Raw genomic sequence first — 22,381 nt, 5'->3', positions numbered from 1 at the left:
TATTTTTTGTTTGTCAACTTTGTCAAAGTTTGAAACTTTGACAAAGTTCTGAAAATCTATATTTTTTAAACCTCAGCAAGCTTATTCAAAAATTCCAAACGAACACTTCCATCTTCGTCGATTTTGGTTAAGTTGATTTCTTGCAATGTATTTACCAATTCCGGATTCCAAGGTGTTTTTACTTTTACGTAGTTTTCTGTAAATCCGTGAATATAACCTTCTTTATTTTCTCCTTCAAAAAGAACCGTTCTGTTGGTTCCTAATTGGCTCTCGTAAAAAGCACGACGTTTTTTAACCGATAAACCACGAAGCATTTTGCTACGTTTTGCTCTTACATTTGAAGGAACAACTCCAGGCATATCTACCGCTTCTGTATTATCTCTTTCTGAATACGTAAAAACGTGTAAATAAGATATATCTAAATCATTTAAGAAATGATATGTTTCTAAAAAGTGTTCGTCTGTTTCTCCAGGGAAACCAACGATTACGTCAACACCAATACACGCATGAGGCATTACTTCGCGAATTTTGTTTACACGATCAATATAAACTTCACGCAAATAACGACGCTTCATTAATTTTAAGATATCATTGCTTCCAGACTGTAACGGAATATGAAAATGCGGTACAAAAGTGCGGCTTTTAGAAACGAATTCGATAGTTTCGTTTTTCAACAAATTCGGTTCAATCGAAGAAATTCGTAAACGTTCAATTCCTTCTACTTTATCCAAAGCTTGAACTAAATCTAGAAAAGTATGTTCGTGTTTTTTGTTTCCGAACTCCCCTTTTCCGTAATCTCCGATATTAACACCCGTTAAAACAATTTCGCGGATATTTTGAGCTGAGATTTCTTTGGCATTTTTTAATACATTTTCCAATGCATCACTTCTAGAAATACCTCTCGCCAACGGAATTGTACAATACGTACATTTATAATCGCAACCATCTTGTACTTTCAAAAAGGCTCTTGTACGATCTCCGATAGAATAACTTCCTACGTAAAAATCGGCTTCGGCAATTTCGCACGAATGCACTTCACCCATATCGTTTTTGCTCAAATCATGGATATAGTCTGTGATTTTGAATTTTTCTGTTGCTCCCAAAACCAAATCAACTCCATCAACAGACGCCAATTCTTCTGGTTTTAATTGTGCATAACAACCAACAGCAGCAACAAAAGCTTTTTCATTTAGCTTCATTGCTTTCTTTACTACCTGCTTAAACTGCTTATCTGCATTTTCGGTTACAGAGCAAGTATTGATAACATAAATATCTGCTATTTCTTCAAAATCGACGCGATCAAAACCTTCGTCATTAAAATTTCTGGCAATTGTAGAAGTCTCTGAAAAATTCAGTTTACAACCCAGCGTATAAAAGGCAACTTTCTTTCTATTTTCCATAATCTGTCTTAAATTAATGAAATCGTTGTCAAAAAATTTAAGGCTGCAAATTTACGAACAATATTCATTAAAAGAAAGCGATTAATTTACTTCGAATCAATATTTTGCGTTAATGTAAATTTTAAAATATCAAAAACATATTTTTTAACTTTCAAATACCTACCAAAAATACATCCTGCAAGTCACTTTTTTAACGTTTCAATAAGAATTAAATGACAAAATAATCGATTAAATGCATTTTTTACCGATTAAATACATTTTTTAATGTTTTAAATTCAAAATTTCTTACATTTACCTTTGTTATGTTACTTTGGTAAAATAAATTGTTATTTGAGAATTTTAGGAAGCTTTAATTAATTTAATAATAATTCGAACATAACAATTTTGAATTTTAGTCGTTATGTTGTTGTTTTGTGTTACAAAATGAAATGGGAAAGCCGAAAACCAAAGAGAGTAGGCAAAATTAAATTACAAATACCACGCTTTATGAAAGCATTTTTACCCACGATCTGCTTGATGTTCTTAACCCTTTTTAGTTCGCAAGCGCAAACTAACGCTCCAGCTGCCAATGCAAATCCATTTCCTACTATCAGTACATTGACAACTTGGGCGAGCTTTAACTCACAACAACAATTTGATGTTGCTATTCGTGCTGTTGGGTTTAAGTTTGAAGTAAAAGAACCAGGGGAAGGATCTACAGCTTACACATACATTCGTAAAGTAACTGTAAACGAAGTAAACTATACAGACAGAATTGTATACAGAATTACGAATAACAATTCGGCTAGTATCATTTCTTTGGTAACTGCTTCTACAGATTTAGTTAGTTTATACACTCCTCAATTAACAACTTTCAAAAACAACAACTGTAAAACAGAAATGTCTAAAGACAAAAACACAACTTGCAGCTGTTACGAAAGTGCAAATTTTGCAATCGATCTTTGCGACGAACGTGTAAAATTAACAATGGGTGACGGAAATAAATATTTTGTTTCTGTAGCTAAAAAATAATATTTCAAGAATTTTATTCTTTAATTGATTCCAAATCTTTACTGACTTTTTAAGTATGTAAAGATTTGGAATTCGTTTTTTATATCAAGTTTGGATTTTTAAGTTCATACCAAACTTCCAGTTCTTCATTGTATTCGAAAGAATTTACAAAGTGAAAGCCTAATTTCTCCAAAATCTTTCTAGAACCTTCATTTCCCGCATCTGCATAGGCATAAAGTGTTTCTACTTTCATTTCTTTAAAAGCGTAATCAATAAAAGCTTTTCCTGCTTCAGTGGCATAACCTTTTCCCCAATGTTTTTCGATGAAACGATATCCTAACTCGTAAAAGTTTTTATGATTATTGATTTCGTCTGTGATGTATTTTATTCCTGACCAGCCAATAAATTCGTTGGTTTCTTTAAGAATGACCGCCCAACGACCAATACCAAAGTCTTTATATTGTTTTTGAACAAATTTGATATATTCAATACTTTCTTCAATATGTTTTACTGGCCTATTCCCAACAAACAAATGCACATTCGGGTTAGAATCCAATTCGAACATTCCTTCTGCATCAGAAAGTTCTAATTCTCTTAAAAGCAAACGCTCTGTTTCAATTGGATTTTTCATTTTTAATTTAGTTTAAAATATATCGAGTAATAACTTCAGCAACGCCATCATTATTATTTGAAGCTACGATTACATCGGCTTTATCACGCAATTCGGGAGTTACATTATTAACCCAGACGCCTAATCCAGCATATTGAATCATTGTCAAGTCATTTCCTGCATTTCCAACCGCGATAATTTCATTTTGATGAATCCCTAGCTTTTCAGCCAGAAGACTTAAACTCGCTGCTTTATCAATTCCTTGCTGCGCTGCTTCTAAGAAAAATGGTTTAGACATAGCTACACTCAAATGCGGCATAGTTGCTTTTAAATCTTCTTCGACAGTTTTTAAATAGTCGGGATTTTGCAATAAAATACATTTTACAGATGGTCGATTTACATATTCTTTAAAATTAGCCACTTTACGATGTACCATTTTCGTAATTTCTTTTTCTACTTCGATATACTCAGAGTCTGTCTCGCTGATAATTTCGTTATCTAAATACGTAATGATATCCGTATTCATTTTAACGCTGTAATCGTACAAATCGTGAATTTGTTCTACAGTCAGTTTTTGCTCAAAAAAATCTAGATTTTCTTTCACTTTGGTAATTATAGCTCCGTTAAACGAAATAATATAGGAATCGTTTACATCGAGTTGCAATTCTTTGGCATATTCTATCATGGCAATGGTCGGTCGTCCAGAAGCCAAAACAACATAAACGCCTTTTGCCTGCGCTTCTAGAATTGCTTTTTTATTTAAATCTGAAATTGCATGATCATCTCTCAACAAAGTATCATCCATGTCGAGCACTAACATTTTGTATTGCATATTTTTAGTTTTCAGTCGCGGTATTTAGTCGCAGTTTTCAGTCGCAGTTTTCAGTCTCAGTCTCAGTCTCAGTTTACAGCATTAAGACTGTAAACTGAGACTGAATACTGAACACTTTTTTTAAAGGCTCATTCTAAATTCTTCGATAACTGGGTTTGCTTTTGCAAAATCTGTTTCTTGAATAAATATTTCAATTGCCAAATCTGTTTGACCAAAACCTCCCAAACGAGCCGATTGAATATTATCTTTTTTTACTGTTTCTACTCCTGCTTCTTCTAATCTTTCTTGCAAAGCAATTGCTAAAACCTCACTTCCTGAAAACACTTTCATTAATCCCATGTTAATCTATTTTTTTAAAGTTTTCAGTCGCAGTCGTGGTTTACAGTTTACATGCTGAAAACTGAGACTGCGACTTATAATTTATTCTAATATTCTTTTTAATTGTTTTTGAAAGTCATCATTCTCATTCATCCCAATATGTCCCTGATTTTTCAAAGGATAAAAATACGCATTAGATTTCAAAAGCTTTTTCAATCTAATCGAATTTTCACAAGGAATTAACTGATCATCTGTTCCATGAAAGATATAAACTGGCGCTTTTATTTGCGGAAGATATAGATTTGTTTCCAAGCTAAACTTTTTCATAAAGTCAGGAAAAAATGGCGCTTTTGAAGTTGACAATTCTAAAAAATTGTAATAAGGTGCCTGAAGAATTAGTGCTTTAGGTTTATTTTCTAAAGCCAATTTTGTTGCAAAACCAGAACCAATGGAATAGCCTGCTATAACAATTTTGTCTTCAGAATATCTTTTAGCAATTGTTTTGTAAACGATCGAAATATCTTTGCTTAATTGCTCTTCATTTTCAATTTCGCCTTCACTTTTTCCAAAGCTTCTATAATCTAAAATAAAAATATCGTAATCTAACGAAGTGTATATTTTGGCAATTTTACCCCAAGTTTCAAGTGTTCCAGCATTTCCATGAAGATAAAAAACCAACCCTTTAGAATTTTCTGCTTTAAACAACAATCCATTAAGGTTATTACCATCGAAAGAAGGAATATTTATTTCTTCAAACTTTTGCTGGTAATCGAATTTAAAATCCTTCGGAAGTCTTGACGCATGAAAAACCAATTCAACCTGATTGAAATAAAAATAGGAAATCATTAAAACATAAATAACTAGAAAAAAGCACAAAAGCACAATTGACAAGAATTTAAGTGTTTTTAAAATTTCCATAAATTATTTTATTCTGTTTTTATAACACCTGCATAAGTTGCAATCCAAATAGAACCGTTTTTATCTTTTGTTATTCTTTCACAATGAATGCTTGGTACATTCGAATTTTCGTTAGTATAAACTTCCCATTTTTTAGTACCTAAATCATATTTCAGAACTCCAACCGCATTCAGCGTTAGCCACAAAGAATTGCCATCTTCATCCAAGTAAAAATCATTAATAGTATGTTCACTAAACATTTTAGAATTAGGATGTTCAATTTTTGTCCATTTCCCAACAGTATTTAAGACATACATTCCAGCATCGTCTGATTTATCATTATATAAACTAAACCAAAGATTCCCTTTCTGGTCTTCGTACATTTTTGAAATAAATGCTTTTGATAATGGAGAATTCTTATCGTTTAATAATTTGGTCTTTCCATTTTCAATTATAACATTTCCCTCTGAAGAGCCAATCCAAATTTGATCTTTCTTATCAACATAAACCCCTAATATTTTATCACTTGGAAGATTCGAATTTTGTTTATTGATTACTGTCCAGTCTTTACCATTAAATTTTGAAACACCTCTCCAGGAAGTAAACCAAACATTATTGGAATGATCAACAAAAATTTCCCTTGCCCAGTTAATAGGAGAGTTTACAGAATCATATTTAGTCCACGTATTATTATCATATTTATACGCATCCCAACCGATTAGAAACCATTTATTGTTTTTTTTATCAACTTCTAAATTCCTCACCGATTGTGTCCGATCCTTGTTATAAGGTGGCCCCGGAAGTGTTGTATTTTTCGAATTGAAATGATGCCATTTGCCATTTTCAATTTTAACAATTCCATTATCAGTTCCAATCCAGATATTATCATCCAGATCCTTACTAATTGCTCTTGTCATATCCCAAGGCAGTTCTGAGTTTTGTTGTGTAAAAACACCCCACTTTACTGAAAGATTATTTTTATCACTTCCTTTGACTTCAGGATTTCCGACAGATTTCATGTTTCCTTGATTTTTAAAATCAAACACTCTTCTTTTTGCAGAAACAATTCCATTTTCAAATTCAAAAATCAAAGAAACTGAACTATTTTGAGGTTTATTTTTAGAAATAGCAGGTTCCCAAAAAGACATATTGTTGATTGCCTTTTGCAAATTTATTTTTTTGGATGAAACATTAGTTTTATTGACTGAACTCAATAAACATGATTTACCATTTTCATCAATTAAAATTTGAACCTCTATAATACCTTTTATTTCACTTAATTTTTTCTTGTCTAAATTATTCTTCAATTCATCTAAAAATGTCTTAGGCGGATTTGCTTTAGTATCTCCACAATCAAGACAAAAATTAGACAAATGACAATTTTCATATTTTTCAGGATATAAGTTTTGAGAATATGTTGAATTATACAAAAAAACAAGCAAAGCAATCAAAAGTATTTTTTTCATCATTTGTAAAATATGATTTTCAGATTTTTATTCTTCTTCAATATCCTCTTCTTCTTCGTAAAGCTCTTCGCCTTCTTCATCCATATCAAACAAATACGGTTCAATTAGCATTTTGTCTGCCAAAATTTCAATGCGTTCTGTCAGTGTCTCAGCAAAAATGATTCGCTGTGTTTTGGCAATACTATTAGAAATACGCATAATTTTAGGTTCATGACGTAATTTCAAAATCGGATCTGCATCATCCAAAATAAACATTTTAAGACGGTTTACATTGTAACCTGCCGTACTAAACATATCGTTTAATTTGGTTGGAGTACCAATTAAAACATCGATTCCTGTAGAAACGTAGTTTTTATCGTAATCCATATCGCCTTTCTCATTCACACCGTAAACCTCTAAGTTGGTATATTTTCCATACTTCTCAAAAAGATCAACCATTTCCAGCACTTTCGCTTTATCTTCAACAATGATTAAAGCACGAGGTGATTCTTCTGTTTGACCAGCCAATTGCTGAATTACATTTAAAACAATCGTTGTTGTTTTTCCACTTCCCTTTGGAGAAATAATGACACAATCGGCACCACTTTTTATGGTTGAAAAAGTTTCAAGCTGTAAAGCATTTGCTTCTGTTAAACCGTTTTCAATTAAGGCGTCTTGTAATTTCTCGTTTATTTTTTTTAGTTTCATTTCAATTTAGCTTTAAGCTTTAAGCTTTACGCTATAAGCAAAAATTATTCATATTTTCAAATGCTGTAAGATTTAGGCAATATGCTATAGGATTTTTTAAAAGCTCATTACTTAAAGCTTATAGCCTAAAGCGCGCAGCATCTATTTACTTGCAAACAGCTTTACATCTGTTTCAGATATTTCGTTTCCTCCCAAAATAATCAATCTTTCAACTACATTACGAAGTTCACGAATATTTCCTGTCCAATCGTATTCCTGCAATAATTGTATCGCTTGCGCTGAAAATACTTTGACAGCATTCCCTTGTTCTGAAGCAATTTTTTCTGCAAAGTGTTTAATTAACGCTGGAATATCATCTCTTCTTTCATTCAATGGCGGTACTTTGATTAAAATTACAGCCAGACGATGGTATAAATCTTCACGGAAACGACCTTCGGCAATTTCTGTTTTCAGATCTTTATTTGTTGCAGCTACAACACGAACATCAACTTTAATGTCTTTATCGGCTCCAACTCTTGTAATCATACTTTCTTGTAAAGCTCGTAAAACTTTGGCTTGCGCCGAAAGACTCATGTCTCCAATTTCATCTAAGAAAATAGTTCCTTTATCTGCCGCTTCGAATTTTCCTGCACGATCTTTAACTGCAGATGTAAAAGCGCCTTTTACGTGCCCGAACAATTCGCTTTCAATCAATTCGCTTGGAATCGCTGCGCAGTTTACTTCAATTAGAGGAAAACCTGCACGTTCGCTTTTTTCATGTAATTGATGCGCTACCAATTCTTTTCCTGTTCCGTTTGGACCTGTAACTAAAACTCTGGCTTCGGTTGGAGCTACTTTATCAATCATTAATTTAATATGATTAATTGATTCGCTGTCTCCAATCATTTCGTAATTCTTGCTGACTTTTTTCTTTAGAATTTTATTCTCAACAACTAATTGCTTTTTATCCAAAGCATTACGAACGGTATTCAATAAACGATTTAAATCTGGCGGTTTAGAAATATAATCAAAAGCACCCAAACGCATCGTATGAATTGCTGTTTCCATATCACCATGACCCGAAATCATCACCATCGGAATTTCTGGCTTTATTTTTTTCACTTCTTCTAAAACCTCAACACCGTCCATTTTTGGCATTTTGATATCGCACAAAACCAAATCGTAATCGTTATTTTTTATTTTTTCAAGTCCCGCAACGCCATCTTCCGCTTCATCAACCTGATACGAATCATTTTCTTCTGATAATATTTTTACCAAAACTCTTCTGATCGCTGCTTCGTCTTCGATAATTAGTATTTTACTCATTCTTTTTTAAGTTTCTGAGATTCTAAGATGCTAAGTTTCTAAGTTTTTCTTTTGATGGCTAAAAAACTTAGCATCTCAGAATCTTAGCCACTTAGCAGCTTCAAAAAAATTAATATTTAAGCCACTTATACAATTCCTTCCACGTTGGTTTTTTGCCGTACATTAAAATACCTACTCGGTAAATTTTGGCTGCGAACCAAACTACAAGGAAAAATGTAGCAAACAATAATGATACCGAAATTGCAATTTGCCACCACGGCACTCCAAACGGAATACGCATTAACATTACGATTGGCGATGTCAACGGAATCATTGAAAAAGCAACTGCAACAGTTCCGTGTGGATCATTTACGACAGTAAAAAATCCAATATAAACACTTAGAATAAGCGGCATTATGATTGGCAACAAAAATTGCTGTGAATCTGTTTGATTATCGACTGCGGCTCCAATTGCGGCATAAAATGAACTGTACAGAAAATATCCTCCGATAAAATAAATTACAAAACCAATTAGAATGCTGGCAATTGGTAGATTCCATGCTTCTTTAAGTCCCATTTGTACTATACCTGAAAAATCCTGCTGCATCGATTGAGCCATTGCTGGAGGAATGTTTGTTCCTGGCCCAACATTCACACCAAAAAATGCCGAAGCTGCAAACATTAATCCTAAACCAATAATCGCCCAAATCATAAATTGTAGAATTCCTGCCAATGAAGTTCCTATAATTTTTCCAATCATCAATTGAAATGGTTTTACAGATGAAATAATGATTTCGATAATTCGGTTTGTTTTTTCCTCGATTACGCTTCGCATTACCATGTTTCCGTAAATGATAATAAACATCATAATCAAGTAACCGAATGCGCCGCCAATTCCGATTTTAATTTCGTTTAAACCTTTCAAACTTTCTTCCCCAGAAGCTTTAACTAAATGAATATTTACATTTGATTGTGCTTTCTGAATGGCCAAAGTATCTAACTTTAGTTTTTCAAGATTTATCTTTGTAATCTTTGAAGCAATAACATCCTGAGTATTTTCAATAAAAGAAATGCTTGGACTATTATTTGAAATAAATTCTATTTTACCACTTAAATCGTTAACGTTTTCCGTTTTCGGAATTAGAATTAATCCATCGAAATTTTCTTTTGTAATGCTGTCTTTTAAAGCATTTACATTGGCTTCAGACAAATTAAGATAGTTGAACTCTGCTCCTTTTTTATTTTCTTTTAAAAAATCGGAAGCAAAAAGTCCAGTTTCATCATGAATTGCAATATATTTTGTTTCAGCTTTCATTGAACTCAAATAGCCAATAAAAACGGCTATTGCTACAAACAAAAGCGGACTCAAAAAAGTCATGACAACAAAAGATTTATTGCGGACTTTGGCAATAAATTCTCTTTTTATAATTAATGAAATTATACTCATTTATATCTTAAATTTCAAATCACAAATTCCAAATTCCAACTTCGACGTCAAAAATTTGGAATTTGGAATTTAATTATTGGAATTTAATTTTTTGTTTTCTGTTACAGTTTGAATAAAAATATCGTTTATGCTTGGAATTTTCTCCACGAAATGTGTTACTTGTCCACGTTGTGTCAAAATATGAAGCAACTCATTTGGCGATGCATTTCCAATTTCGATATTTAATTTCAAATCGTCATTTAAAGATTTAAAACTAGCAGGTGAAACAGTGAATTTTTGTGTAATATCATACATCAAACCTTCTACATTATTCGTCAAAATTCCCACTTCAAAACTATGAGTTCTAAACTGGCGTTTTACATCACTCACTTTACCTTCAATCAATTTATTTGATTTATGAATAAGAGCAATATTTTCGCAAAGTTCTTCTACACTTTCCATTCTGTGTGTCGAGAAAATAATCGTCGAACCTTGTTCTTTCAAAGCTAAAATTTCGTCTTTTATGACATTTGCATTTACGGGGTCAAATCCTGAAAAAGGCTCATCCAAAATCAAAAGTTTTGGTTTATGCAGTACGCAAACTACAAACTGAATTTTTTGTGCCATTCCTTTAGAAAGTTCTTGGATTTTTTTATTCCACCAACCCTGAATTCCTAAACGATCAAACCAATAATCCAGTTGTTTTTTGGCTTCGGCCTTAGAAAGTCCTTTCATTTGAGCCAAATACAAGCATTGCTCGCCCACTTTCATAGTACTATACAAACCTCTTTCTTCCGGAAGATATCCGATAGTCTGTACGTGTTTTGGTTGTAGTTTTTCACCATCCAAAATTATTTCGCCACTATCGGGCATTGTAATTTGGTTTATGATTCTGATAAGGGAAGTTTTTCCGGCTCCATTTGGACCTAAAAGTCCATAGATACTACCTTTCGGCACATTTAATGAAACTTCGTTAAGCGCTACATAATCGCCATATTTTTTTACGACGTTACGTACTTCAAGTAAGTTGCTCATGTTTTTTTTAAGGATTTACTGCGTCACTTCGCCTATAACGGCTCAGCGAATGTAAAAGTAAATAATTCGAAGCAAAATTGTGTCATATAACGCAAAAAACCCATTCTAATTTACGCTAGAATGGGTTTTCAATATATTATTTAAAAAAAGTTCTGTTTTATGAAAACATATCTTTTACTTTTTCAAAGAATGATTTCTCCGATTTCTCTGGACTTGGAGCAAAATGCTCGTCAGTTAGAGCGTTTTCAAAGAATTGTTTTTGTTCTTTGTTTAATGTTTTTGGAGTCCAAACATTTACGTGAACTAATAAATCTCCGCTTCCGTAACCATTTAAACTTGGAATTCCTTTTCCTTTCAATCTTAAGATTTTTCCAGATTGGATTCCTTCTTCTAGTTTAATACGTACTTTTCCGTTAATAGCTTCAATATCTTTTGAAGCTCCTAAAACTGCCTCAGGAAAACTGATGTATAAATCGAAATGAACGTTTTCACCTTCACGTTTCAGGAATTCGTGCTCAATTTCTTCAATGGCAACAATTAAATCTCCAGGAATACTGTTTCCTGGCGCATCGTTTCCTTTATTAGAAACTTTTAACTGCATTCCGTCAACCACTCCCGCAGGAATTTTGATTGATACTGTTTCATCTTCCTGAACCATTCCTTGTGAATCTGCCTCAGAAGGTTTTTTATCTAAAATCTGACCTGAACCGCCACAAGTAGGACAAGTTGACGCAGATTGCATTCTTCCTAAAATGGTATTGGTAACACGCATTACTTGTCCTTGACCATTACAAGTCGTACAAGTCTTATACGTAACACCTTTTGCTTGAACTTTACGTTTTACTTTTACTTTTTTCTCCACTCCATTTGCAATCTCTTCTAAAGTCAATTTAACTTTAATTCGAAGATTACTTCCTTTAGCACGGCGAGGACCTCCGCCTCCGCCTCCGAAACCTCCAAATCCGCCTCCGAAAATATCACCAAACTGGCTGAAAATGTCATCCATATTCATACCGCCATGACCACCGCCAAATCCGCCAGAACCATCAAATGCTTGATGACCATATTGATCGTATTTCGCTTTTTTCTGCGGATCACTTAAAACTTCATAAGCTTCTGCTGCCAATTTGAAGTTTTCTTCTGCCTCTTTGTCGCCTGGATTTTTATCAGGGTGGTATTTTAAAGCACTTTTTCTGTATGCTTTTTTAATTTCAGCAGCATCAGCATTTTTTGAAATGCCTAGTATTTCGTAAAAATCTTTTTTCATAATCTAGATTAAATTCCAATCTAAAATTCCAAATTCCAATTTTAAAAAACTGAATTCCTGAACCTTACTGTATTTTAGTTTCCAACAACAACTTTAGGGTAACGAATAATTTTGTCACCTAATTTGTATCCTTTTTCAATAACATCAACAACTTTCCCTTTTAACTTATCAGATGGAGCTGGAATTTGAGTAATTGCTTCTGCGATATCTGCATTGAAAGCATCTCCTGCCTGAATTTCAACTTGCTCTAAACCTTTAGAAACTAAAGTACTTTTTAGTTTTTCATGAATCAACTCCACTCCTTTTTTAAGGTTTTCGTCTTCAGATTTGTTAATTTCTACCGCAGCTCTGTCAAAATCATCTAAAACTGGAAGCATTGCCAATAAAACTTCTTGGTTTGCTGTTTTAAATAATTCAAGACGCTCTTTTGAAGTTCTTTTTTTGTAATTTTCAAATTCGGCGAATAATCTCAAAAACTTATCTTTTTCTTTAGCCAAGTCTTGAGCTAATTGCTCCTCAACACTTAATTCTTCAACAATTAACTGCTCTCCATTAGCGTTAGTCTCTATCGTTGCATCGTCTAATTCCTGATCGAATTCTGTATTTTCCGTAGTCATATTACTTTTATTTTTAAAAATATTTTTAAACTTCATTTTTATTTCTTTCTGTTGGATTGCAAAAGTACTGCCAAATCTTATAAAATGTCAAATTGTCACCTTATTAATTATGAGCCTTTTAAAAACCAAAATTAGGCTTTAAAAATTTAATACAATTTTAAGACTATTACGTTATAGTTATTTTATCTTTGATAGCGTAAAACAAAAATCATTACCACCAAAATTGAATTTAAGGGTTGGCTTTGGCCTCAAAATAATTATTAATTCAAATTTACCTTATATTAAAAAAAGCTTCGCCTATAGAGACGAAGCTTTTTTTTTGCTTTTTTCTTTTATTTTCTCAAAAGCCTTTTGACTTTTTTGCACGGGCGGAGGGATTCGAACCCCCATCAACGGTTTTGGAGACCGCTATTCTACCCTTGAACTACGCCCGTAACTTGAGGTCGCAAATTAAACGGTTTTTTTCTTTACCCGCAACTATTTCGCATTCAATTTCTAAAGTTTCAAATCAGTACAGACGAATCTAATTAGAAATCAAAACTATAGCTTAAAAACTTTTTTTAGCTTTTAAAGCAAAGCATTCTTCAATCCTTCAAAATCAACAGAAACCTGTTCTCCTGTCACTAAATTTTTAAGCGCAAAAGTATTTGACGCAATTTCCTGATCGCCAGCAATTACTGCAAATGGAATAAGTCGTTTATCTGCATATTGAAATTGCTTCCCCACTTTTACATTGTCAGGATATAATTCTACTTTTATATTTTCTTTTCTTAACTTCTGGATTGCTTTCGAAGCATACAACGCTTCTTTGTCTCCATAATTAATAAACATCGCTTTTGAAGTTGCGGCAACTGTTTCTGGGAATAATTGTAATTCTTCTAAAACTAAATAGATTCTATCCAATCCAAAAGAAATTCCGACACCACTCATATTTTTCAAACCAAAAATACCCGTCAAATCGTCGTATCTTCCGCCACCGCCGATAGATCCCATGGCAACCGTTTTTGGAGCTGCAACTTCAAAAATAGCTCCGGTGTAATAATTTAAACCACGAGCCAGAGTCACATCTAAATCTAGAATCGCCGTTGAAAGACCTAATTCTGCAACATTGTCACAGATAAATTTAAGTTCTTCAACACCTTTCATTCCTTCTTCAGAAGAAGACAATAATGTTGAAAGCTGATTGATTTTATCTGAAAAAGTTCCTGAAAAACTAAATAGTGGCTGTACTTTTACCAAAGCTTCTTCAGCAATTCCTTTTTCGATCATTTCTTTTTTAACGCCGTCTTCTCCAATTTTATCCAATTTATCGAGCGCTACGGTAAAATCGATTAATTTATCTGAAGCGCCGATTACTTCAGCAATTCCAGATAAAATTTTTCTATTATTAATTTTAATGGTTACGCCTTCTAAACCTAAAGAGGTAAAAACAGTATCGTATAATTGAACTAATTCAACTTCCTGCCAAAGAGATTTTGAACCTACAACATCGGCATCACATTGAAAGAATTCTCTAAAACGTCCTTTTTGTGGATTATCTGCTCTCCAAACGGGTTGGATTTGATATCTTTTGAAAGGAAATTCAATTTCGCTTTGGTGTTGTACCACGTATCTTGCAAACGGAACTGTCAAATCGTAACGCAACGCTTTTTCTGAAATTTTCCCCGTGAATTTATTCAGTTCAATTCTCTGTTCTAAACTGATTTTTTCAGCCGAATTAAGTTGTAATTCTTCAATTGAAGCTGGCAATTCAATTTTACTTTTATTGTAGAAAAAATTTCCAGAATTAAGAATTTTAAAAATCAAACGATCTCCTTCTTCTCCATATTTCCCCATCAAAGTATCTGAGTTTTCAAACGAAGGAGTTTCGATTGGCTGAAAACCAAATTTCTCGAAATTCGCTTTTATTGTCTGAATAATATATTGACGCTTTGACACCTCTGCAGGTGAAAAATCTCTGGTTCCTTTTGGAATACTTGGTTTTGAAGCCATCTTTTTTATTTTAGATTTCTGATTTTAGATTTTAGATTGTTCCAATCTTTATCTAAAAATCTTATAATATTAATTTATTTCTAGATTTTTTTAGGTTGTTAGTTCTTTTGGCTTTCGACTTTAAAACTTTCCAACTTTCGACTTATTAAGTCTGCAAATATCTTACTTTTTAAAATAAATAATAACACTTCGAAAACAAACTTGTAACAAAAAACGTATTTTCGTGACAAATTGGTCATGATGCTAAAATTACTTAAAGAAAATATCCGAATTGCGTTTGGTTCCATCAAAACCCAACTTCTGCGTACCATTCTTACCGTTTTAATTATTGCTATCGGTATTACGGCCTTGGTTGGAATTTTGACAGTTGTTACTGCACTTGAAAATACTGTTTCTACCAATTTTGCTTCAATGGGAGCAAATACTTTCAACATCAATCAATACGAAAACAACCTTAAAAATCGTGGTGGAAATGAACGTGAAATCATAAATCCGATTATTTCTTACCCTGAAGCAGTTGCTTTTAAAAACAAATACAAATATCCTTTTACAGAAACGTCTCTGTCTTTTACAGCCACTTCAAAAGCTGAAGTTAAATATCTGGACAGTAAAACAGATCCAGAAATCAAAATAGTTGGAGTTGATGAACATTTTATTTCAAACTCAGGTTTAGAAACTACTTTAGGCCGTTCATTTAATCAATTCGACATTGAAAACAATACGTATTCTTGCATTGTAGGTTCTGACTTTGAAAAAGGTCTACTGAAAGATGTCAATCCGATTGATAAAATAATTTCCATTCGCGGCGCGCGTTTTAAAGTAATTGGTGTTTTAAAAGAAAAAGGTTCTACTTTTGGAAACAGTCAGGATTTAAGAGTTTTGATTCCGATTCAAGTTGCAAGATCATTATTTACGGCCCCAAACATTAATTACACCATTAGTGTTATGGTTGCCAAAAAGGAACTTCTGGATGAAGCTGTTGACAACGCGACCATTACGATGAGAAAGGTTCGAAAATTGAGTCCTGTACGTGATAACAATTTTGGAATTGGAAGAAGTGACGATTTAATAAATCGTATTTTAGGAATTACACAATACTTAGGATGGGCGGCATGGATTATCAGTGTTATCACGATTTTAGGATCTTCAATCGCTTTAATGAATATAATGATTGTTTCGGTTACTGAACGTACTCGCGAAATTGGCGTTAGAAAAGCTTTAGGTGCAACTAAAACGACTATTTCTGTACAGTTTTTTATAGAAACTTTACTAATTGGACAAATTGGCGGTTTAGTAGGTATTGTACTGGGAATTCTGGTCGGCGCTGCGTTTGCAGGCGTAATGAATTTTGCTTTTGTGATTCCGTGGATGGCAATTTTTGCCGCTTTTGCAACAAGTTTCTGTGTCGCATTGGTATCTGGACTGTATCCAGCAATTAAAGCCTCAAAACTAGATCCAATTGAAGCTTTGCGCTATGAATAATTTTTAGTCTCAGTTTTCAGTCTCAGTCTCAGCGATCTAGTTACTGAAGACCGAGACTGAGACTGAAAACTGAGACTGAAAACTCTAAACATTCCCTTTCAACATGCGATCGTTGTCGTAAATATCTTTTCGGAGTTCGATATTTTTAAAATCCATATTTTCAAGCAACTCAATCATTTCTTTTCCAAGATATTGATTGATTTCGAAATATAATTTCCCATTTTTCTTAAGGCCTGCTTTTGCCAATGATGCTATTTTTCTATAAAAAATCAATGCATCGTTATCTTCTACAAAAAGTGCCAAATGAGGTTCGTAGTCCAGCACATTTTTTTTGATTTCTACTTTTTCTAGATTTCGAATATAAGGAGGATTAGAAACAATAATATCAAACTGACATGTAAATTCTTCCGTTTGTAAAATATCAAGAAACATAAAAGTCATGTCAACATTATTTCTTACCGCATTTCTCTTGGCTGTTTCAATTGCTTTTTTAGAAACATCAATTCCGAAAACTTCTGCATTTGGGAGATTTTTTGCCAAAGAAATAGCAATACAACCACTTCCGGTACCAATATCTAGAATCTTTATTTTTTTTGACTTTTCTTGAGACGCATTTTCATTAATAATCCATTCCACCAATTCTTCGGTTTCAGGTCTCGGAATCAGAACATTTTCATTTACTTCAAAATCCAAACCATAAAAATGAGTCTTTCCAAGTAAATACTGAATCGGAACTTCATTTTTAAGATGATTTACCAATTCTTCCCACATGGCAAAATCGTTTTCCTCAAAAGCCAATTCATGGTTCAAAGCCAAATCAATCTGGCGAAGTTTATGTCTATCTTCCAAAATCAAATAAAAAAAACTTTCCGCTTCGTACGCATCGTAAAAAGGCGATAATTCTTTAATAAATTGAGTGCGGTATTGTTTAATTTTCATTTTAATTTTTTGAACATTATTTCGTCAGCCCAAAACTGATTTTATCCTCCATAAGTCTTAATCCTAAAGATTTGTTACAAACTTTAATTATAAAACTTTCAACATCCATACCGGACACGAACTATGTCCAGTTGACCCTAGTGGTCTATCTAAATATTCAAAACCTGATTTTTTATACAACTTTTGCGCAGCGTGCATAAAAGGCATCGTTTCTATATAACATTTTTCAAACCCAAATTCTCGTCCCTGTTCTAGGCATTTTTCCATCATTTCAGTTCCGATTCCTAATCCTCTGGTTTTGGGCAAAAAATACATTTTCTGCAATTCACAAATTTGCGGATCACCATTTTCTAAAGGTGCAACCCCGGCACATCCAACAATTTCCCCTTCATTTTCCACCACAAAATAAGCCGACTTTGGTTTACCATATTCTTCAAACATTAAATCCAGGTAAGGATCTTCGTAGGCAGTTCCGACTTTAGGAATTTCCATCTCATCAAAAACTGATCTTATTAAACTTGCAACAGCCTGATTGTCTTCTTTTCTAATTTTCCTGATAATCCGATTTTCCATTTTTTCTTTTACATCTTTATCTACACAAAAATAAAAATACTTTTCTGATAGTATTACAACTATTTGGATTGTTTCACAACTTAACAACAAACATTAGACAAAAACTTTAAAATTAACTATTTTTGCACCGTGAATATACATGAAAAATACATAAAACGCTGTATCGAACTGGCACAAAATGGGCTTGGAACAACATATCCAAACCCAATGGTTGGAAGCGTAATTGTTTATGAAGATCAAATTATTGGCGAAGGCTGGCACAAAAAAGCTGGAGAACCACATGCTGAAGTCAATGCTGTTCGTTCCGTAAAAGATAAATCACTGCTAAAAAAAGCTACTATATATGTAAGTCTAGAGCCTTGCAGTCATTTTGGCAAAACACCGCCTTGCTGCGATTTAATTATTGCAAATAAAATTCCTAACGTAGTTGTCGGAACGGTTGACCCGAATGAAAAAGTAGCGGGAAAAGGGATTTTGAAATTAATTGAAGCTGGAGCAAATGTTACCGTTGGCGTTTTAGAAGACCAATGTAACGAACTAAATAAACGTTTTTTTACCTTTCATAAAAAAAAGAGACCTTATATTATTTTAAAATGGGCCGAAAGTCTGGATGGCTTTTTAGCTCCTGAAAAAATAACCGGCCAGGAACGTAAACCAATTTGGATTACCAACCCATACTCCCGACAATTGGTTCATAAATGGAGAACAGAAGAGCAGGCAATTTTAGTTGGAACACAAACTGTTGTTGATGACAATCCGAAATTAAATGCCAGAGATTGGGACGGAAATAATCCTGTACGGGTCGTTATCGATCAAAATAATCGAATTGAGGAAAACAGTTTTATTTTTGACAATACTATAAAAACGATTGTTTTTTCTAAAACACAAAAACCGTCAAAAGAAAATACTCAATTTGAAATTATTGATTTTGAAAAAAATATTATACCACAAATTTTGGATGTTTTATATCAAAATCAAATTCAGTCTATTATTATTGAAGGCGGAAGACAAACTTTACAATCCTTTATAGATGAGAATATATGGGATGAAGCTCGAATTTTTATTGGAAAAGCAAATTTTGAAAACGGAACAAAAGCTCCCTTTATTTCTAAAAAACACACAATTAAAACCAACATTCTAACAGACGAATTAATACAACTTAGAAATTATGATTGATGCTATAATTTTTGACTTTGGAGATATTTTTATCAATTTAGATAAAGCTGCCACAATTACAGGTTTACAAAAATTAGGAATGACGGAATGGAATTCTGAATTTGATCAATTAAATTTTTCTTTCGAAACAGGATCTATATCTCCGGAAGATTTTATTGGTGGTTTTCAGAAACGACTTCCAAATACTTCAAAAGAAGAAATTTTAAAAGCATGGAATGCCGTTTTAGCCGATTTTCCAAAATATCGTCTGGAATTTCTTCAGGAACTATCTAAAAAATATCGTTTGTTTTTATTGAGCAATACCGATTCTATTCACATTAATACTTTTGAGAAGAACAATCCTTCTTTTTATCAGGACTTCTATAACTGTTTTGAAAAAGTTCATTTTTCATTTGATATGGGACTCAGAAAACCAGATCCTAAAATCTATCAAACCTTACTGGATGAACATAATTTAATTCCTGCAAATACATTATTTGTTGATGACAAAACAGAAAACACAGATAGTGCAGCAGCTTTAGGAATTAAAGTTTGGAATCTTCAAGTTGGAAAAGAAGATGTGGTTGATCTTTATAAAAAAAACATACTTTAAGAAAACAAAAAGCTACAGATTAATAGATTTACACAGATTTTAAAAAAAAGAAATCCTTTAAAGCCCTTTTAGTCTGTAGCTGAAAATAATTACAATTAAGATTACTGCTTTTGGAAATCAACGATACTTATCAAACTATTGCATCTGCATCTGAAGAAATACTGTTTAAAGAAAAAGGCAGTAAATTCTTTGGTTACGCTTTTCCGATAGACCATGAAGACGAAGTAAAACCCATTATTGAAGATTTAAAAAAGCAACATCCTCATGCGGTACATTATTGTTATGCCTATCAAATAGGTGTTGGAAATAAAATTTCGTATCGCGCCAACGACGACGGCGAACCAAGCAATACAGCCGGTGCTCCAATTTATGGCCAGATACAATCTTTCGGGTTAACGAACGTTTTAGTTGTGGTAGTCCGAATTTTTGGTGGAGTAAAATTAGGAGTCGGAGGATTAATTTCTTCTTATCGAACAACTGCTCAAATGACTTTGGAAGTTTGCGAAATTGTCGAAAAAACAATTGATGTAGCGTTTTTAATCTCTTTTGATTACAAAAACATGAATAAAGTAATGCGGGTTATTAAGGAGAAAAAACTAGAAATCATCTCTCAGGAAATGGAAATTGATGAGGTTTCAGGTCTCCCAATTGGAAAAATCATTACAAAAACGCGAAAAAAAAATGCCGAAACCGTGTTCAGCATTTTTGATTTAATGTTCGAAATTGATATTAAATTAGTATAAATTAACATCAAAATCTCATTCATTTTCACAATTATTCAAGCGTTTTAAATATTTCCAAAATATAATCTGGAGGAGCTGTCGGACGACCAGTTTTTAACGCAACAAATACTAAAATAAACGACGCAGTTGTTAATAACTCATTTGCCTCATTATAGATTGCACAGTCGAATTCAATCTTGACAGAAGAGTGACTTTTAAAAGTGGTATGAATTGTTAAAAGTTCATCATATCGTGCCGACTTTTTGTAATTAATATTCATATTCACAATTGGAAGACCAATTCCGCTTTCTTCCATACTTTTATAGGAAACTCCTTTATTTCTAAGCCATTCCACGCGTCCGATCTCAAAATAAGGAACATAATTTCCGTGATAAACGACTCCCATTTGGTCGGTTTCTGAGTAACGAACTCGTACTTGAGTCTGGTGATTTTTCATTGATAAAATATTAAAAAAATTCGAATTTAAAAAGTCCTTTTACAACTTTTTTTTATAAAATTAGATACCAAAATATTTTTTTTTACAGAAATTTGTTCACATATTTGTTATCCCGAAATACGGAATAAAATTGCTCCTTATTTATTAGGAGAATCTTTATAACAATAATAAAAAATTTATCTGAATCTATGTCTAAAACTGCTCAATCGGTATGGGAAAACTGTTTGTCCTTTATTAAGGATAATATTCAAGATCAAGCATACAAAACTTGGTTTGAACCAATCAAATCAGTTGAACTAACCGATAACGCATTATATATTCAAGTTCCAAGTAAATTTTTCTACGAGTGGCTCGAAGAGCACTATGTAAAATTGTTGAAAGTTGCGCTTACCAAAGAACTGGGAAAAAACGCAAAGTTACTCTATAAAATTAAAATGGAGAACACTTATGGAAACAAACAGCCGTTTACCGAGCAGCTGCCAAGTTCTAATAGAGTTCCGATGAAACCGCAAGAAGTTGATGCTCCATTTAAAAATTTAAATCCTGAATTAAAAAATCCGTTTGTAATTCCTGGAATCAGAAATTTAAAAATTGAATCTCAGTTAAATCCGAACTACAGTTTTGATAATTTCTTAGAAGGAGATTCTAACCGTTTGGCTCGTTCTGCGGGTATGGCTGTTGCCAACAAACCGGGAGGAACTTCATTTAACCCATTATTGATTTTTGGAGGAGTTGGTTTAGGAAAAACGCACTTAGCGCATGCTATAGGCGTAGAAGTAAAAGACAAATATCCTGAAAAGACCGTTTTATATATTTCAGCGGAGATTTTCACACAACAATATATTGATTCAGTAAAAAAGAATAATCGTAATGACTTTATTCACTTTTACCAATTGATTGACGTTTTAATTATTGATGACGTTCAGTTTTTATCTGGAAAATCAGGAACACAGGATGTATTCTTTCACATCTTCAACTATTTGCATCAAAACGGAAAACAAGTAATCTTAACTTCTGACAAGGCTCCTGTTGATATGCAGGATATCGAACAAAGATTATTGTCTCGTTTTAAATGGGGATTATCTGCAGAATTGCATCAGCCTGATTACGAAACTCGTATTTCGATCTTAAAAAACATTTTGTACCGTGATGGTGTAGAAATGCCAGAAGATATTTTAGAATATGTCGCTCGTAATATCAAATCTAATGTTAGAGAATTGGAAGGTGCTATTATTTCGTTAATCGCTCAGTCTTCTTTCAACAAAAAAGAAGTTACGATCGAATTAGCAAAAAGCGTTGTAGAGAAATTTGTTAAAAACGTAAAGAGAGAAATCTCAATCGATTATATTCAAAAAATCGTTTCAGATTATTTCCAGTTAGATATAGAAACACTTCAATCTAAGACTAGAAAGAGGCATGTTGTACAAGCTAGACAATTGGCTATGTTTTTTGCAAAGAAATTCACCAAAGCTTCATTGGCTAATATTGGCTCACAAATTGGAGACCGCGATCATGCAACGGTTCTTCATGCTTGTAAAACAGTTGACAATTTAGTTTCTACAGACAAACAATTTAAAAAGTTTGTTGAAGACATTAATAAAAAACTAACGCTTTAAGAC

22 protein-coding genes and 1 tRNA gene are annotated in these 22,381 nt (G+C 32.9%); 6 read left to right on the top strand and 17 right to left on the bottom strand.

Annotated elements, in window-relative coordinates; translation table 11 throughout:
• Positions 1–65: 65 nt before the first annotated feature.
• On the bottom strand, positions 66–1,400 hold the full coding sequence (mtaB, locus tag K6T82_RS00220; RefSeq protein WP_223704019.1) for a tRNA (N(6)-L-threonylcarbamoyladenosine(37)-C(2))-methylthiotransferase MtaB: 1,335 nt from the start codon (positions 1,398–1,400) through the stop codon (positions 66–68).
• 486 nt (positions 1,401–1,886) lie between these two features.
• Between mtaB and K6T82_RS00215 the strand changes: the two genes are divergently transcribed.
• Complete coding sequence (locus K6T82_RS00215; RefSeq protein ID WP_223704018.1) at positions 1,887–2,411, top strand: hypothetical protein; 525 nt, start codon at positions 1,887–1,889, stop codon at positions 2,409–2,411.
• A 79-nt stretch (positions 2,412–2,490) separates the two neighbouring features.
• Here K6T82_RS00215 and K6T82_RS00210 read toward each other — a convergent pair whose 3' ends face one another.
• The 13 genes from K6T82_RS00210 to hisS all read right to left on the bottom strand — a co-directional run bounded on the left by K6T82_RS00210 (position 2,491) and on the right by hisS (position 14,821).
• The gene (locus tag K6T82_RS00210) at positions 2,491–3,021 is read right to left on the bottom strand and encodes a GNAT family N-acetyltransferase (protein ID WP_223704017.1); all 531 of its coding nucleotides are present in this window, start codon (positions 3,019–3,021) and stop codon (positions 2,491–2,493) included.
• Positions 3,022–3,028: 7 nt separating this feature from the next.
• On the bottom strand, positions 3,029–3,832 hold the full coding sequence (locus K6T82_RS00205) for a Cof-type HAD-IIB family hydrolase (RefSeq protein WP_223704016.1): 804 nt from the start codon (positions 3,830–3,832) through the stop codon (positions 3,029–3,031).
• A gap of 120 nt (positions 3,833–3,952) precedes the next feature.
• Positions 3,953–4,171 carry a putative signal transducing protein gene (locus tag K6T82_RS00200; RefSeq protein WP_223704015.1) on the bottom strand — a complete coding sequence of 73 codons (219 nt, stop codon included), beginning with the start codon at positions 4,169–4,171 and terminating at the stop codon, positions 3,953–3,955.
• Between the two features lie 81 nt (positions 4,172–4,252).
• Positions 4,253–5,068 carry an alpha/beta hydrolase gene (locus tag K6T82_RS00195; RefSeq protein WP_223704014.1) on the bottom strand — a complete coding sequence of 272 codons (816 nt, stop codon included), beginning with the start codon at positions 5,066–5,068 and terminating at the stop codon, positions 4,253–4,255.
• An 8-nt stretch (positions 5,069–5,076) separates the two neighbouring features.
• The gene (locus K6T82_RS00190; protein WP_223704013.1) at positions 5,077–6,516 is read right to left on the bottom strand and encodes a ligand-binding sensor domain-containing protein; all 1,440 of its coding nucleotides are present in this window, start codon (positions 6,514–6,516) and stop codon (positions 5,077–5,079) included.
• 24 nt (positions 6,517–6,540) lie between these two features.
• Positions 6,541–7,200, bottom strand: a complete 660-nt coding sequence (locus K6T82_RS00185) for a DEAD/DEAH box helicase (RefSeq protein ID WP_223704012.1) — start codon at positions 7,198–7,200, stop codon at positions 6,541–6,543.
• A 141-nt stretch (positions 7,201–7,341) separates the two neighbouring features.
• Positions 7,342–8,505 carry a sigma-54-dependent transcriptional regulator gene (locus K6T82_RS00180; protein ID WP_223704011.1) on the bottom strand — a complete coding sequence of 388 codons (1,164 nt, stop codon included), beginning with the start codon at positions 8,503–8,505 and terminating at the stop codon, positions 7,342–7,344.
• Between the two features lie 109 nt (positions 8,506–8,614).
• Positions 8,615–9,931: an ABC transporter permease gene (locus tag K6T82_RS00175; protein ID WP_223704010.1), complete on the bottom strand. Its 1,317-nt coding sequence runs from the start codon at positions 9,929–9,931 to the stop codon at positions 8,615–8,617.
• Positions 9,932–10,000: 69 nt separating this feature from the next.
• Positions 10,001–10,945 carry an ABC transporter ATP-binding protein gene (locus K6T82_RS00170; RefSeq protein WP_223704009.1) on the bottom strand — a complete coding sequence of 315 codons (945 nt, stop codon included), beginning with the start codon at positions 10,943–10,945 and terminating at the stop codon, positions 10,001–10,003.
• A gap of 157 nt (positions 10,946–11,102) precedes the next feature.
• Positions 11,103–12,212, bottom strand: coding sequence for a molecular chaperone DnaJ (gene dnaJ / locus K6T82_RS00165; protein ID WP_255596511.1), 1,110 nt, complete (start codon positions 12,210–12,212; stop codon positions 11,103–11,105).
• A gap of 74 nt (positions 12,213–12,286) precedes the next feature.
• Complete coding sequence (locus tag K6T82_RS00160) at positions 12,287–12,865, bottom strand: nucleotide exchange factor GrpE (protein ID WP_223704008.1); 579 nt, start codon at positions 12,863–12,865, stop codon at positions 12,287–12,289.
• A gap of 327 nt (positions 12,866–13,192) precedes the next feature.
• A tRNA-Trp gene (locus K6T82_RS00155) sits at positions 13,193–13,263 on the bottom strand.
• A gap of 133 nt (positions 13,264–13,396) precedes the next feature.
• The gene (hisS, locus tag K6T82_RS00150) at positions 13,397–14,821 is read right to left on the bottom strand and encodes a histidine--tRNA ligase (protein ID WP_223704007.1); all 1,425 of its coding nucleotides are present in this window, start codon (positions 14,819–14,821) and stop codon (positions 13,397–13,399) included.
• Positions 14,822–15,058: 237 nt separating this feature from the next.
• On the opposite strand from hisS, the gene K6T82_RS00145 reads away from it, so the two are divergent.
• Entirely contained in the window at positions 15,059–16,303 is a 1,245-nt protein-coding gene (locus K6T82_RS00145) for an ABC transporter permease (RefSeq protein ID WP_223704006.1), read from the top strand.
• Positions 16,304–16,387: 84 nt separating this feature from the next.
• Here the strand turns inward: K6T82_RS00145 and prmC are convergent, their stop codons facing one another.
• Together prmC and K6T82_RS00135 are read right to left on the bottom strand one after the other, a co-directional pair.
• Complete coding sequence (prmC, locus tag K6T82_RS00140) at positions 16,388–17,242, bottom strand: peptide chain release factor N(5)-glutamine methyltransferase (RefSeq protein WP_223704005.1); 855 nt, start codon at positions 17,240–17,242, stop codon at positions 16,388–16,390.
• Positions 17,243–17,329: 87 nt separating this feature from the next.
• Positions 17,330–17,815 (bottom strand): GNAT family N-acetyltransferase, encoded by a 486-nt coding sequence (locus K6T82_RS00135; protein ID WP_223704004.1) that lies wholly within the window; start codon positions 17,813–17,815, stop codon positions 17,330–17,332.
• Between the two features lie 129 nt (positions 17,816–17,944).
• Between K6T82_RS00135 and ribD the strand changes: the two genes are divergently transcribed.
• From ribD to K6T82_RS00120, 3 genes are all read left to right on the top strand, one after another.
• Positions 17,945–18,991, top strand: coding sequence for a bifunctional diaminohydroxyphosphoribosylaminopyrimidine deaminase/5-amino-6-(5-phosphoribosylamino)uracil reductase RibD (gene ribD, locus K6T82_RS00130; protein ID WP_223704003.1), 1,047 nt, complete (start codon positions 17,945–17,947; stop codon positions 18,989–18,991).
• Positions 18,984–19,583, top strand: a complete 600-nt coding sequence (locus tag K6T82_RS00125; protein WP_223704002.1) for an HAD family hydrolase — start codon at positions 18,984–18,986, stop codon at positions 19,581–19,583. Before ribD ends, K6T82_RS00125 begins: the two co-directional genes overlap by 8 nt.
• A 110-nt stretch (positions 19,584–19,693) precedes the next feature.
• Positions 19,694–20,326 (top strand): IMPACT family protein, encoded by a 633-nt coding sequence (locus tag K6T82_RS00120; RefSeq protein ID WP_223704001.1) that lies wholly within the window; start codon positions 19,694–19,696, stop codon positions 20,324–20,326.
• Positions 20,327–20,357: 31 nt separating this feature from the next.
• Here the strand turns inward: K6T82_RS00120 and K6T82_RS00115 are convergent, their stop codons facing one another.
• On the bottom strand, positions 20,358–20,762 hold the full coding sequence (locus K6T82_RS00115; RefSeq protein WP_223704000.1) for an acyl-CoA thioesterase: 405 nt from the start codon (positions 20,760–20,762) through the stop codon (positions 20,358–20,360).
• 188 nt (positions 20,763–20,950) lie between these two features.
• Here K6T82_RS00115 and dnaA point away from each other — a divergent pair, with 188 nt between their 5' ends.
• Positions 20,951–22,378: a chromosomal replication initiator protein DnaA gene (gene dnaA / locus K6T82_RS00110; protein WP_223703999.1), complete on the top strand. Its 1,428-nt coding sequence runs from the start codon at positions 20,951–20,953 to the stop codon at positions 22,376–22,378.
• The last annotated feature ends 3 nt before the right edge of the window (positions 22,379–22,381 follow it).

The sequence above is a fragment of the Flavobacterium potami genome (genome assembly GCF_020026915.1).
In the GTDB taxonomy this organism is placed as follows: domain Bacteria; phylum Bacteroidota; class Bacteroidia; order Flavobacteriales; family Flavobacteriaceae; genus Flavobacterium; species Flavobacterium potami.
The sequence above is the reverse complement of the archived record's forward strand: the minus strand, read 5'-3'. Positions and strand labels throughout refer to the sequence as shown.

What these genes read in the sequence shown, in the direction of transcription:
- mtaB (WP_223704019.1), bottom strand. Translation starts at nt 1,400, where the DNA reads ATGGAAAATAGAAAGAAAGTTGCCTTTTATACGCTGGGTTGTAAACTG.
- K6T82_RS00215 (WP_223704018.1), top strand. Translation starts at nt 1,887, where the DNA reads ATGAAAGCATTTTTACCCACGATCTGCTTGATGTTCTTAACCCTTTTT.
- K6T82_RS00210 (WP_223704017.1), bottom strand. Translation starts at nt 3,021, where the DNA reads ATGAAAAATCCAATTGAAACAGAGCGTTTGCTTTTAAGAGAATTAGAA.
- K6T82_RS00205 (WP_223704016.1), bottom strand. Translation starts at nt 3,832, where the DNA reads ATGCAATACAAAATGTTAGTGCTCGACATGGATGATACTTTGTTGAGA.
- K6T82_RS00200 (WP_223704015.1), bottom strand. Translation starts at nt 4,171, where the DNA reads ATGGGATTAATGAAAGTGTTTTCAGGAAGTGAGGTTTTAGCAATTGCT.
- K6T82_RS00195 (WP_223704014.1), bottom strand. Translation starts at nt 5,068, where the DNA reads ATGGAAATTTTAAAAACACTTAAATTCTTGTCAATTGTGCTTTTGTGC.
- K6T82_RS00190 (WP_223704013.1), bottom strand. Translation starts at nt 6,516, where the DNA reads ATGATGAAAAAAATACTTTTGATTGCTTTGCTTGTTTTTTTGTATAAT.
- K6T82_RS00185 (WP_223704012.1), bottom strand. Translation starts at nt 7,200, where the DNA reads ATGAAACTAAAAAAAATAAACGAGAAATTACAAGACGCCTTAATTGAA.
- K6T82_RS00180 (WP_223704011.1), bottom strand. Translation starts at nt 8,505, where the DNA reads ATGAGTAAAATACTAATTATCGAAGACGAAGCAGCGATCAGAAGAGTT.
- K6T82_RS00175 (WP_223704010.1), bottom strand. Translation starts at nt 9,931, where the DNA reads ATGAGTATAATTTCATTAATTATAAAAAGAGAATTTATTGCCAAAGTC.
- K6T82_RS00170 (WP_223704009.1), bottom strand. Translation starts at nt 10,945, where the DNA reads ATGAGCAACTTACTTGAAGTACGTAACGTCGTAAAAAAATATGGCGAT.
- dnaJ (WP_255596511.1), bottom strand. Translation starts at nt 12,212, where the DNA reads ATGAAAAAAGATTTTTACGAAATACTAGGCATTTCAAAAAATGCTGAT.
- K6T82_RS00160 (WP_223704008.1), bottom strand. Translation starts at nt 12,865, where the DNA reads ATGAAGTTTAAAAATATTTTTAAAAATAAAAGTAATATGACTACGGAA.
- hisS (WP_223704007.1), bottom strand. Translation starts at nt 14,821, where the DNA reads ATGGCTTCAAAACCAAGTATTCCAAAAGGAACCAGAGATTTTTCACCT.
- K6T82_RS00145 (WP_223704006.1), top strand. Translation starts at nt 15,059, where the DNA reads ATGATGCTAAAATTACTTAAAGAAAATATCCGAATTGCGTTTGGTTCC.
- prmC (WP_223704005.1), bottom strand. Translation starts at nt 17,242, where the DNA reads ATGAAAATTAAACAATACCGCACTCAATTTATTAAAGAATTATCGCCT.
- K6T82_RS00135 (WP_223704004.1), bottom strand. Translation starts at nt 17,815, where the DNA reads ATGGAAAATCGGATTATCAGGAAAATTAGAAAAGAAGACAATCAGGCT.
- K6T82_RS00125 (WP_223704002.1), top strand. Translation starts at nt 18,984, where the DNA reads ATGATTGATGCTATAATTTTTGACTTTGGAGATATTTTTATCAATTTA.
- K6T82_RS00115 (WP_223704000.1), bottom strand. Translation starts at nt 20,762, where the DNA reads ATGAAAAATCACCAGACTCAAGTACGAGTTCGTTACTCAGAAACCGAC.
- dnaA (WP_223703999.1), top strand. Translation starts at nt 20,951, where the DNA reads ATGTCTAAAACTGCTCAATCGGTATGGGAAAACTGTTTGTCCTTTATT.